Genomic DNA, 13,408 nt, shown 5'->3' on the forward strand with positions numbered 1-13,408 from the left:
GTTGGAATTGTGATTCTAAGGTCAGCTCCACTTAATTTCATCTAATTTAAACTATTTTTCTGACATGACATCCTTCTTTCTCTTGTTTACCTATGATTTTTGCAACTTCAGAAGGTTTTTTTGCAGAGCTGACACATTTTTTTGCAACTTTTCTCACTTTCTTGCAAACTACCCTAGCTTTTTTGCACATTCCCATTCTATTTTGCAGACCACAACAATTAGCCACTTTTCGGATTTACCAGGACGATTCGGCCGTCCTCGAGTTCAACCCGCAGCTTATTCGAGTCACCTAGTTTAATTGATTCTAAGTAATCCCTCGGAATCTGAATTCTACCTGCACGATCAATTACAGCTAATTCTTCATGAGTTTCCTCTTCTTGAACAGCCTCCTGATATTGTTCTTCAACATACGTTTTCCTCAAGATTTCACTGGATGTTTTACCATCTCTTATCGCAACAACACGATCGAGCTTCTTGGTTAGTTCTGTATCATGAGATACGATTACGATCGTTTTGTTAAGAGAGCGATTCAGTTCTCGAAGAACACCAAGGACAACATCTGCTGTTTTGGCATCTACACTACCTGTTGGTTCGTCTGCCAATAACAATTTAGGATCGTTTGCAAGCGCTATGGCAATCGCAACACGCTGCTGCTCTCCTCCTGAAAGCATTGTTAGCTTGTTTTTATAACGATGACCCATTCCAACTAATTCAAGCAATTCCTTTGCTCGTTCTCGTTTATGTCGACCTTTTAATAACATGGGTAGTTCGACATTTTCAATTGCAGTTAAATATGGAATGATATTTCTTGCATTGTTTTGCCAAACAAAGCCAACGGTTTCAAGCTTATAGCTTACAAGCTCTTTAGGTTGTAATCTTAATAGATCCTTCCCATCAACAAGGCACTTTCCAGCTGTTGGGCGATCTAATCCACCAAGCATATTTAAGAGAGTTGATTTCCCACTACCACTGCTGCCTATGATGCCCATAAGCTCGCCTTCTTTGACCTCTAAATCTAGGCCTTGAAGCGCCATGACTTCATTTTCTTCATCAACTTTATATATTTTCATTAAATCTTTGCACAGTATCATGTTAATCCTCACCTAACTTAATCGCTTGATAGATTTTGATTTTCTTTACAAGCAGCACTAAAATTATTAACCCAACTGACAGCATCAAAGCGACAAAAAGATAAATTTTTCTCTCATCACTTGGATCGAATATCACTTGAAATGGCAACTGTTTTTCCATTGAAAGGTGAAACAACGGAACAAACAAAACACTTGTTATTCCGCCAACAATGATCCCAATGATAGAAGCGAATCCGGATGTTAATACTTGTTCAAACAAAAGAATGCCGATTAATTTCTTAAGTGGAATTCCCATTGCACGGAATACACCATATTGTAGAACACGTGATTTAATCGTTAATATCCAAAATAATAAAAATCCGATAAACGCTATAATAATTGAGACAATGAAGCCTAAAGATAGAGTTCCATTTAGACCGAGTAGAAATGCTCCATTTTTTAGCTTTATAAGTTCTGGCTGTACATCATCCATCTTAATAATTGGCATGTTTGTATCATCAAGGGACCGATACAGTGCTTCTCTTGAAACATCTGGTTTCACTTTTAACCAAACCTCATATGGTTTTAAGCCCATCGCATTTTGAACATAAGGTAAATTTGCGACAATTAAAGCAGGTGGTTCAGCATCATCGTCCTTTTTCTTAGGTAAAAAGCTCGGCCAGTAATCAATGATCCCGTACACAACAACCTCCATTGAGTTCGTGTAATCTCCCTCAACCTTCATATAATCTCCTACCTTTACTCCTAGAGCTTTTGAAACTGATCTAGAAATAAGGACTGAGCTTTGTTCTTGTGATAGCAAATTCAAATATTCATACCAATGATGCGGAAGAAGACTAGGACTAAACCAAGCTGTTTGCCCAAATTCCTTCGGTTCAATTCCCATCACTTCAAAAGAATAAAGAGCTTTACCCTTCGCTTCAGCTTTTACTCCAGCAAATTTTAATACCTTTGCCGCATGCTCGACTTCTTTCATATTTAAATAAGGTTCAAAAGAAGGTTCCGAGTAGACAAATTGTGTTTCTGTAACAGACGTTTCATTCTCTTTTACCGCTTCCCCATCTTGTTCTGTCGCTTGTTCTCCTGAAGGTACTGATGAAAATACCGGACTAGTTGCCACTTCCGTACTCGGCCATTTCACATCAATCGTCATATCTGCTCCGTTTTCATAACGAATTTGCTCCTCAAAATTTTCATTTAGTGTTCGGGCAGCACTGGCACTGAAAATTCCGATCCCAATTGTCATCATTAAAAACAACATGAGAAATTGATATTGATTAAACGATCGACTCACTTGGATAAATGTACTATAAAGGGATAAATTCCAATATCGTTTCCCAATCTTATACACACCAGCCAACATTAATGGATAAAGATGTAAAAGCAACAAGCCTAGACCTATAACAAATAAAGCAGGAATAAAAAATAAAATTGGATCTACTGAGTAATCCTGACTAACTGTTGGTTGCCTATTATTAAATACAAATAATCCATAAATAGAGACACCTAATAGCACTATACCGAGAACAAGTAATGACCACCTTGTTTTCGCCACTGGTTTTGCTGTATTTTGCTTTTGGTGAACAATGCTTTGATTGGATCCTTGGAAAACTGGTATCATAACCATAAAAACCGAAGCAAACACAGCTACTCCAGCGTATAGAAAAGATTCATATCCTAAACTTATAGGCAAGGCTTCTCTTTGAACAAACTGTAGAAACCCATTCGTCCCTCCTAAAATTTTACAAAGCAACATTCCAAAATAAGGACCAATTAAAAAGGCAAGACCTGCTAAAATGCCAAGTTCAATTAAGTAAATTTTCATGATTTGAAACCTTGTTGCACCACGGCTTGATAAAACAGCGATCTCTGTTAATTGTCTGTTCACAATTAATCTTGATACCATAAAAAGATACAAAGCAAGCATCACTAGGACAGGAACATGCAGTGACCATAACATTGTTTTTAATTGGTTCTCTTTCTTTTCATAGGAAAACAAAATATCTGATATTGGGAACTGGACAATCACTGGTGTATCCACAACCTCACTTACGTCTGCCTTCACTTTATCCTTTAATTGAAGCAAAGACGGGATATGCTCATTCATAATCGCATAATAATCAAAAGCAGAAAAAAACCTTGCGGATGATAGAAGCTCTTCCTTAAAAAACATCTCTTGGTATGTATCTTCCAGAACAATAAAGTCATCTGTGTATCGTTCAGGTGGAATCGACCAATACGGGTCATTTTGGTTTTTGGCTTGAAATGTTCCCACTGGCTTGACTGTTAATTCGAGATCACCCTCAACAGCAATTAAAGTTGTATTTAAAACAATTCCCCTCTTTTGTAAAGAGGTTTCTGGAACGATTACTTCAATAATTCCATTCTCACTATTTTTAGAAGGCAAGCGACCATCTGTGATCGTAATATGCTTTTCAACACTTGTTAAACCAACAAATCGTCCATGCTTATTGGATTCTGTTTTATTTTCAACGAAAATATCAAAGGGAACTGTACTTAATATGGTTGTATTCGCTAAAATCGGAAGACTTGTATTATTGATTATTTGATTATTGATTTGACCAATCTTTTTCGTTGCTTCTATAGAGTTCTGATCTTTTTCAAAGGTTGTTATAAAGGAAAATTCCCCGGGAAAGTGATTTTTTTCAATTTGGTGTTGCTCTAATTCTTTCACTAATAACTTATGAAGAACACTTGAGGTATAGGTGGGTATACTTGAAACAAGCGAGACTGTGATAAATAAACCAAGAAATAAACTACAAGTCAGCCATTTATTATTCCTCATTTTTTGAAAGATAATTTTTATGAGTGCCACTTAGTCACCCCCCTTTACTTCAAAATAACGGTGTCCCCTTCAGCCAATCCGCTGACAACTTCAACCTCCGTTGCTGAAATAAGACCACAATCAATGTCTACTTCACGCTTCGCATCTCCCTCTAATATTTGGACATACGTACGACCAGCTAAATTTCGCAAAGCCCCTTTAGGAATGATTAACACATCATCCACTTTAGCTGTGATGATATCAAAATCAATCGAGTCTCCTACGTTAATCTCTTTCGGTAGTTCATCTACTGTCATAAAAATACTACGTTGATACAAATCAGGATTTTCTTCTAGTTTTTCACGAGGAACTTCTGAAGGTGTTTGAACGACTTTCCCTTTTATTGTTTTTCCATTTGCCGATACCTCTACATCCATGCCAATCTTAGTTTCATTTAACTCATCAGCACCTGTAGCTGTATAGACTAGCTGAAGCTTTGATGTATCAGCTACCTGGACCACAGGTTGAAATGCATCCATCATATCGCCTGCCTTTTTCTCTTCTATAAATGTAACTATTCCACTTAGTGGAGAAAGAATTTTTGTTTTTTCAATCTCGCTTTTTAGTTTTCCTATTTGGATGGTTAGACTATCGACATCTAATTCTGCTAAATTAATCGTATATGAATCAGCACCTTGTCCCTTTGCTTGCTTAAGTCGAATCTCTGCTTTTTTTAATTCTATTTCAGCAAGCTCCAGCTCAAAGTCAAGACTTCCAGAATCCAGCTCTGCTATGAGTTGGTTTTTCTTAACAGCATCCCCCTTTTTTACATGGATCTTCTTTAAACGACCACCTGATTGCGTAAAGGAAAGTGGTTCATTTTCAAGTGGAGTTACTGTAGCAAGGCCTTTTACATGTTTCACTAATTCTCCTTTCTTTACATCAGCTGTATCGTAATCAATTTTTGCAGGTTCTACTAATGGAGGAGCGAGAACGGGTTCCTCCTTTGGAAGAAGTGAACAGGCAGATAACGGAATAACAAGGGCAAATGATAATAAAGGATATGTAAACAATCGATTGCGTTTAACTGGTTTCAATTCTTCCATCCTCCAATGTGTAGACTTTATCGAGCATTTCCATCACAGCCGGATCATGTGTTGTCATGATCATCGTCATGCTTTTCATCTTAACTAGCTTTTTAAACGATTGAACGATATGAAAAGCCATTGAGCTATTTAATTCTGCCGTTGGTTCATCAGCAAGAATGAGAGGTGGTTCAATGGAAATGGCCCGAGCAATAGCAACACGTTGCTGCTCTCCCCCAGATAGTTCGAAAGGTCGGTGCTTCGCTCGATTTGTTAAACCAACTAATTCAATCGCATCTTTCACCCTAGTATCCCACTCTTCTCTCGGAACCTCTGCCACTCTTAACCCAAATTCTATATTTTCTTCAACTGTCATGAGAGGCACTAGCCCATGTGATTGAAAAATAAACCCAAGCTTAGTTCTTCGATATTCAGATTGCTGCTTTTCATTTAACCGACTTAAAGGCTGACCTTGAAAGTAGATTTCACCGTTTGTAGGTCGATCAAGGGCACCAATTAAATTTAAAATAGTTGTTTTACCTGACCCAGATCTACCTTTTAAGGCAATTACTTGGTTTTCGGTTATTGAAAGATTAATCCCCTTTAACACTTGTACTTGTCGATTCCCGTTTCCATAAACTTTTTCCACTTCATTCATTTGTATAACTGCTTCGATTATTTCCATCCCCTATCGTTTACACCTAAAATGTAAACGCTTTATTTATTCTTATTTTCTCATAACATCTTCTAGTAAACTAGCACTATTTTACCTTTTCAATTGAGCTCTCTCAAATCAACAAATCGTTAAAAACCTACTTTAGCTAACTTAAAAAAAGAAAGAGGAAAAGAGCCGAAGACTCTTTTCCACTTATTTGACTGATCCCTCGGTTAAACCTGCGATAAATTGCTTACTGAACATTAAGAATACGATGAGAATTGGTAATGTAGCCATAAAAGTTCCGGCCAAAATCATCGCAAAATCCTGATAATATGCACCATTTAATGTACGTAAAGCAATTTGAATGGTATGAACGCTTCGATCTTTTAAAACAACTAATGGCCATAAGAAGTCGTTCCATACATTCATGAAAGTAATTAAGCCTAATGTTGCAACCGCTGGCCTAACGGACGGTAGGACAATTCTCCAATACAGCTTAAAGTTTGAACAACCATCAATTCTACCAGCATCCAAAAGTTCATTTGGAATGGTCGCACCAATATACTGACGCATCCAGAAAACACCGAAGGCATTTACCATTGCTGGTACAATAATTGCATTTAAACTGTCGATCCAGCCTAAATTACTCATGATCATGTAAGAAGGAATGATCCCTAATTGTGTTGGGACCATCATGGTTGCTATAACAAAAACAAACAACCAATTTCTACCTTTAAATTCTAATTTTGAAAAAGCAAAGCCTGCTAATGAGCAGAAAAATAAAACAGCAATTGTGATTGAAGTTGACGCAATAACAGAATTCATTATCGCTTTAAAGAAATCAATGTTAACAAATACCTTTTGAGCATTTTCAATAAAGCTAGCCCCTGGCATCATGGCAGGTGGAAATTTATTAACAGCTGACGTGTGATTCGACCCAATGACAAACATCCAATAAAAAGGAAAAATCGATAGAAACGTAATCAAGATTAACATAATATATGTTATGATTCTACCAGGGTGATACCACTTCACTCCTACTTCTTTCATATATCTTCACTTCCTTAATCAGCAGATTTAATTCTATTTGTTATAAATAGATTAACTAGAGAAAATAGAACGATGATTAGGAATAACACCCAAGCAATCGCAGATGAATAACCAAATGAATTTCTTACAAATGCTTCCTCATATAAGTAAAGTGTCATCGTTAAACCTTGATCTAATGCTCCTCCACCTGCTCCTGAGAACATTAACGGCTCTGCAAAAATCTGCATTCCTCCAATAGTTGATAAAATCACTGTAAAAATAACCATGGGACGAATCATCGGTATCGTAATATGAAAGAATTGCTGAATTTTATTTGCTCCATCAATTGTCGCCGCTTCATACAAATCCTTAGGAATACTTTGCAATGCAGCTAAATAGATAATGGTATTATATCCTGTCCATCTCCACATAACCATTGCGGCAATAGCAATATGAGTTCCAAAATAAGTACCAGTCCAGTTAATCGGATCAATTCCTACAAACGATAACATATAGTTTAGAATTCCATACTTCTCGCCAAAAATAGCTCCAAATATTATGGCTACTGCAACAACTGAAGTAATATTCGGTAAAAAAATGGCTAATCGGAAAAACTGGCGCCCTTTTACAAAGGCTGAGTTCAAAATAAATGCAAGGACTAACGCTAAAAATAACTGTGGTAAAGTTGAAATAACCCAAATACTAAACGTATTTCCTAGAGCTTTCCAAAATAGAGGATCTGTAAATAGGAGCTGGTAATTCTTGAAGCCAATAAATTCTCTAGTCCCCAAAATATTCCATTTATGAAATGAGATATAGGCAGTATAAATAATCGGAAATACTCCAAAAATTCCAAAAACGATAAAAAATGGAGAAATATATAAATATCCTGAGATGTGATCTCTCGTAGATTGTTTCAATGTTTTCCTTGTTTTTGTAGTTGTCTGAATTGCGCTGTCCTTATTCACTTCCAGATTTGAGGCCACTTTATGATCTCCCCCTTTTTAAACGGAGGATGACTTGCTTTTTAAGAAAGTCCCCGGTGTCTAAGTCATCCTCCACTTTCAATTCACTCATCAAAATAAACGTTTACATTATCTAGCAAGCTCACGTTCTAGCTGATCCATTGCTTTTTTCCAGCTATCAGCAGGTTCCGCCTGCCCATCCTTCACACGTGTAATGGCATCAGTAATAATCGTTTCAATTTGGATTGATTCAGGGCCTTCTACAATCGGTTTAACTTGTTGTGCAGCTTCAGCATAAATTTTTCCTACAGGAGCATTGCTGTAATACTCACTTGTATAGTTTTGAATTTCTTCAGAATCATAGATTCCTGGAGTTGAAGGGAAATTTCCAGATTCCTTAAATGTAACTAACTGTTGCTCTGGTGACAGTAACCAACTAATTAATTTATACGCTTCTTCCGGATGCTTTGATTGTTTCGGAATCGTTAAGAAAGATCCACCCCAGTTACCTGAACCTTCTGGAAGTAATGTCATATCCCATTTACCCGAAGCATCTGGAGCATTTTGTCTCATGTTAGTCATCATCCATGCAGGTGCAAGAACTGTAGCATAGTCACCATTATTCATGCCTGTTCCCCATTCAGATGAAAATTGTTCAAAGCCAGCTGTTAAGTCTTTGTCAATAATAAGTGATGCAAAATCATATGCTTTTTTGATTTGTGGATTATCTTTTACAATCACATTTCCATCTGCATCATAGTATTTTTCATCTCCTTGACCTTCCATTACAGAATAAGCACCGTTGGGTGAGTCAATTAAAGCTTTACCTGTTTTTTCTTTAATTTGTTCTCCAACTTTAATAAAGTCATCCCATGTTTTTATCAGTTCGGCAACTTCTTCCCGATCAGTTGGTAAACCTGCTTCTGCAAAAATATCTGTGCGGTACGCCATTGCTTGAGGGCCAATATCCGTTGGGATACCTAATAATGATTTCCCATCCGGCGTAAGCGCTTGCTTCCATTTCCAATCTAAGTAATCATCCTTGATATCTTCTGCACCTAAATCTAGTAAATTATAAAAATGATCTGGAGTTGCTTTCATTTTATCAATACCTTTTACCTCGATTGCTGAAATATCAGGTGCACCGCTTCCAGCTGCTAAAGCAGTTGTTAAATTACTATGTACATCAGCAAACTCTGCACTTTGAATTTCAATTTCGATATTGTTTTCTTCTGCATATTGTTTAAGTTGATCTTCAATTCCCATTCCTGGCCATATCCAGATCGTCAGTTTAACCTTACCATCACTTGCTTTACCGTCGTCACTAGAAGTCTTGTTACTACTACATGCTGTCACACCTAGTAAAAGCATCAAACTGAAAAATACCAAAATGAACCTTTGTATTCCCGGCTTTTTAAACATGTAACATCCCCCTACTCCCCATTTGTTTAACCAATAAACTTACTGGTTGGTATCATTATATTCTGGTAAATTGACGTTGTAAATAACTAATGAAAGGGCTTTCATTAACATAATTCGACAATTATCCACTTATTCACTATTCGATTCTTTTCAATTCGTGCATAATATAAGGGTTTGTGTTCATTTTCTCTTAAGTGAAAATTACGTAAATTTACATAACTTTTTGCCGAAATTTTACGATGAATACTTTGACTAGTACATCCAATTTCGTATGAAAATAAACTTTTTCATTTGAAAAGTTTTAGGAAGTATTCAGACTTTATAGCTAAATGCTACAATTCCACTAACAGTCGAAATAATTCACTTATTGTTCAAGATTTCTCATATGATTATTTGCTAGTTGTCAAATGGTTCGAGAGGATTCTCTTCAAATCCATAAAACAAAAAGGTGCCACCACTACACTGTGATGACACCAACAAATATCCCAGATATACCAATATCTTTCTTATCTAATACTTTCAATCCCTTTTACCTGTTTTACTTGAAACTTTTTCTCCTTTTTATAAAAAAAGATGAAACCAATCATACCGAGTAAAGATGAACAGGCTAACAGGAAATAAAGAGTCGAGCCACCGTAAATTTCAAAAACGATTCCACCAAGAGATGAACCGATAATCCCAGTGATTCCAAACGAAATACCAACAAACACCATATGACCAGTTGCTTGAAGTTCTTCTGGAATCACTTTATATAAATACTCAATCGCTCCAAGGAAAACGATTGCAAAACAAATTCCGTGCAGGACTTGAACGATTAATAACATGGATGGATCATTGACGAGTGCGGTCAGGATCCATCTTACACAAAATAAAGCCGATGCAATAATAATGTATATGATTGGATTAGAGGCGCGAAACCATCTTGCACTTAGGAAGAAAAGAAGCGCTTCACTTGATACGCCAATAAACCAAATCCAGCCGACTAACATCTCATTACCACCTATTTCAAACAAATATAAGCTAATAAACGAATCATTTGTTCGATGTGTCAGCATAACAAGAGCAATCAAAAGAAAGAATGCAACTAATGTTGGATCCTTAAAAATCAAGCCAATATCCTTATAATTCACTTTTTTTGTTCCTGCTTTTACATCAGATAAAACCAATGACAATAAGCAGGTTATTATTGCTAAAATTGTTATCGGGATCACTAAAAATTCTATCCCGAACATTGAAAGCAGATATCCGCTAAGTAACGCAACAAGCGCAAACCCAATTGAGCCCCACATTCTTATTGAACCGAATGTTACAGAATGCAGCTGAGATTGCCTTTTTGCCAGATTATCAGCTAACGGGTTCACTGGTGAGAAAAAGAAGAAAAAGAATGAACCAGCTATGATAATCCATAAGAATGAGTCAATTTTGAATAACCAAATCACACTTGCAACAAAGCCCAGTAAACAAACAAATAAAACCTTTTTAACAGTTTTGTATTTATCACTTGCATATCCCCATAGTGGCTGAGCAATTAACCCAACTAAAGGACCAATCGCTAAAAACCAGCCGATTTGCGAACTAGAAAATCCCTTATGCTGAAAATAAATTGGTAAAAAACTAACAACCATGGAGCCGATCGCACTGACAAAAAACATAAATGTACGTAGTGGAAGAAGGGGTTTTTGTGTCATCGTCATTATAATCCTTTTATATTATTTAATTACAAGTATAAGAAACCGCTTTCTCAATTAAGCAATAAATTCCATTCAGAGCATGAAGCGTTAGGACATGTAATTTATTTATGTTTAGAAAATTAAATAAACATTGTACTAATTAAAATGAATAGGATATAACCTTTTGGACAAGAATACCATAAAATCATGATTTTAGGAATACATTTAAATATTGATAATTATGTAAAGAAACTAGAAACTGAAAAACTCTTTATTCATTCACAATTAAAACAGATTTCAAGTCTCATAGATATTTTAACCTAAGAGCCATGATATATTCTTACAGAATGAACTTATACTGGAAGAATAAGTGCAAACTAAATTTGTCCCTTAGTTTAAATGGAAAAACCTCTAGATGTACAGCAGGCTGTTCTTCTATATTTTATTCATAAGGTTCATCAAACATTCGGTCTAATAGAAGAGATGCAGAGATAAAAAAGCACGCTGTTCAGTCTGAGTGGCTAGATGCCGAAGTTGGGCACCAACACTTAATATAAAATTTTATTTTCTGGACATTTAAAAGAGCCGTCAGAAAATCTCTGACGGTTCTTTTATTGTCATATCTTAGTAAAGCCATCTGTAGCTTGACAATGAACTATTGAAAAATCATTACATCAATACTTTATCTTAATAAATTTACGTTTACCAACTTGAATGATTAATCCGTCTTTAACCGTTACAGATAATGTTGAATCCTCCACTTTATTCCCATCGAGCTTAACTCCCCTATTTCCGATCATTCTTCGTGCTTCACTTTTAGAATTCATCAGCTTTAATTCAACAAGTAAATCTATGATCGATACTTCCTGATTACCTTCCCAGATGACAACCGGTATATCTTCTGGCATTGTTCCTTTTTGAAATACAGTTACAAATTGGCTTTCTGCATTTTCTGCCGCGTCATTTCCGTGGTACATTCGGACAATTGTTTTAGCAAGCAGCATTTTTGCGTCTCTCGGATGTAAAATACCATGTTCTAGCTTTTCTTTCATTTTTTTGATTTGATCTGGTGTAAAATCTGTAATTAGTCCAAAGTATTTATTCATTAATTCATCCGGAATTGACATTGCTTTTCCATACATTTCTTGTGGACTTTCATCAATCCCAATGTAATTTTTCTTAGATTTGGACATCTTCTCAACACCATCAAGCCCCTCTAACAATGGCATAAGAATGGCCACTTGCTTTTCTTTCCCAAACTTTTCTTGAAAATGTCTTCCCATTAAAATATTAAAATGCTGATCTGTTCCACCTAATTCGATGTCATTTTCTAAAACAACCGAATCATATCCTTGCATTAGAGGATAAAAGAATTCGTGCAGTGATATCGGCTTGTTAAAAGCCATTCGCTTTTCAAAATCATCTCTTTCTAAAAGTCTTGCTACGGTTATTTTTCCAGCTAATTGAATGACATCTTCGAAATTTAAATTTGACAACCACTTGGAATTGTAGTGCAATTCCACTCTTTCCATATCGATAACCTTCGCGAATTGCTCAAAGTATGTTTTGGCATTATGCTTTACTTCTTCATCTGTTAACGGCTTTCTAGCGATAGATTTACCTGTTGGGTCACCAATTTTACCTGTAAAATCACCGATAATGATCTGAATAATATGTCCATTTTCTTGGAATTGTCTCATTTTATTTAAAACCACCGTATGACCAAGATGAACATCAGGGGCTGATGGGTCTAAACCTAATTTAATTTTTAAGGGCCGATTTTCAACAATTGACTTAGCTATTTTGGCTTCTAATTCCTCAGTCGGGATCATTTCCTGTACACCTTGACTGTATAGTTCAAGTTGCCTTTTTACTTCTAATGATTGTTCTTTTGTTAACTTCATTTCACTCATTATTATGACTCCTCCTATTTTTGAGAACTAAAAAACCACATCCCTAAAAAAGGGACGTGGTTTGACTATTTCACGCGGTACCACCCTTGTTGAAGAATCATATTCTTCCGCTCAATCGTTAACGGTTCAACCGTTCTTTGCTGCTATTTACGCCAACAAAGAAAGCTCAAGGAATGTAATTCGTGTTATCTATGTATCGATTCACACCAACCATCGACTCTCTGAAAACAGTGAGATAACGACTACTTCTTTTCCTATCTTCGCTTTTACCTTATTAAAATTTATTTTTCCTAACAACTCTTCTTAGTAAATTTGCCATTGATACTTGTTCTGACACACTTAAACTGCAAACAATATTAACTTCACCTGTATGGAAACGTGGATACAGCTCCTCTATCACGTTCTTTCCTTTATCAGTCAACAAGACAAACGTTTTTCTACGGTCTTTGTCATCAACTTTGCGATAACACAGTTCTTTTCTCTCAAGTGTGTTTGTGATGTTACTTATTGTTGCTTTTGAAACGCCAGCTGATTCAGCAAGTTTTTTCGTTTCGAGAGAATCCCATATCCATAGATCATAAAGTATTGAAAATGAAGTCCACGAAAGTCCATACTCTGATAGTATTTCCTGTTCCATTTTATTTTTCAAACCTTGTGCTACTCTATAGATATTTGTAACAACCGCAATAGCTTCCAAATTAAGAGAATCTATTGGTAACTTTGTTAAAGAGCTGATTGTATCGACCTCATCTTGTAATAATTCTCCATCTTTATTATAAATATGAATAAA

At 36.0% G+C, this 13,408-nt stretch carries 10 protein-coding genes and 1 other annotated feature; all 10 genes read right to left on the reverse strand.

Going from position 1 to position 13,408, the window contains the following annotated elements; genetic code table 11:
- Positions 1-218: 218 nt before the first annotated feature.
- The 10 genes from AC0L8O_RS16365 to AC0L8O_RS16410 all read right to left on the reverse strand — a co-directional run bounded on the left by AC0L8O_RS16365 (position 219) and on the right by AC0L8O_RS16410 (position 13,405).
- Positions 219-1,091: an ABC transporter ATP-binding protein gene (locus AC0L8O_RS16365; protein ID WP_473443803.1), complete on the reverse strand. Its 873-nt coding sequence runs from the start codon at positions 1,089-1,091 to the stop codon at positions 219-221.
- A 1-nt stretch (position 1,092) separates the two neighbouring features.
- Positions 1,093-3,927 (reverse strand): ABC transporter permease, encoded by a 2,835-nt coding sequence (locus tag AC0L8O_RS16370; protein WP_473443805.1) that lies wholly within the window; start codon positions 3,925-3,927, stop codon positions 1,093-1,095.
- A 14-nt stretch (positions 3,928-3,941) separates the two neighbouring features.
- Positions 3,942-4,973, reverse strand: coding sequence for an efflux RND transporter periplasmic adaptor subunit (locus tag AC0L8O_RS16375; protein WP_473443807.1), 1,032 nt, complete (start codon positions 4,971-4,973; stop codon positions 3,942-3,944).
- Complete coding sequence (locus AC0L8O_RS16380) at positions 4,960-5,646, reverse strand: ABC transporter ATP-binding protein (RefSeq protein ID WP_473443809.1); 687 nt, start codon at positions 5,644-5,646, stop codon at positions 4,960-4,962. The genes AC0L8O_RS16375 and AC0L8O_RS16380 overlap by 14 nt, the downstream gene beginning before the upstream one ends.
- 183 nt (positions 5,647-5,829) lie before the next feature.
- Positions 5,830-6,669: a carbohydrate ABC transporter permease gene (locus tag AC0L8O_RS16385; RefSeq protein WP_473443811.1), complete on the reverse strand. Its 840-nt coding sequence runs from the start codon at positions 6,667-6,669 to the stop codon at positions 5,830-5,832.
- 14 nt (positions 6,670-6,683) lie between these two features.
- Positions 6,684-7,634 (reverse strand): carbohydrate ABC transporter permease, encoded by a 951-nt coding sequence (locus AC0L8O_RS16390; RefSeq protein WP_473443813.1) that lies wholly within the window; start codon positions 7,632-7,634, stop codon positions 6,684-6,686.
- 108 nt (positions 7,635-7,742) lie between these two features.
- Positions 7,743-9,035: an ABC transporter substrate-binding protein gene (locus tag AC0L8O_RS16395; protein ID WP_473443814.1), complete on the reverse strand. Its 1,293-nt coding sequence runs from the start codon at positions 9,033-9,035 to the stop codon at positions 7,743-7,745.
- A 506-nt stretch (positions 9,036-9,541) separates the two neighbouring features.
- Positions 9,542-10,723 carry an MFS transporter gene (locus AC0L8O_RS16400; RefSeq protein WP_473443816.1) on the reverse strand — a complete coding sequence of 394 codons (1,182 nt, stop codon included), beginning with the start codon at positions 10,721-10,723 and terminating at the stop codon, positions 9,542-9,544.
- Positions 10,724-11,379: 656 nt separating this feature from the next.
- Positions 11,380-12,618, reverse strand: coding sequence for a tyrosine--tRNA ligase (gene tyrS / locus AC0L8O_RS16405; RefSeq protein ID WP_473443818.1), 1,239 nt, complete (start codon positions 12,616-12,618; stop codon positions 11,380-11,382).
- A gap of 47 nt (positions 12,619-12,665) precedes the next feature.
- Positions 12,666-12,888, reverse strand: a binding site (T-box leader).
- A gap of 4 nt (positions 12,889-12,892) precedes the next feature.
- A complete protein-coding gene (locus tag AC0L8O_RS16410; RefSeq protein WP_473448956.1) occupies positions 12,893-13,405 on the reverse strand; it encodes a MarR family transcriptional regulator in 513 nt (170 codons plus the stop codon).
- Positions 13,406-13,408 lie beyond the last annotated feature (3 nt).

The organism is Metabacillus sp. KJ11-3 (assembly GCF_055808295.1).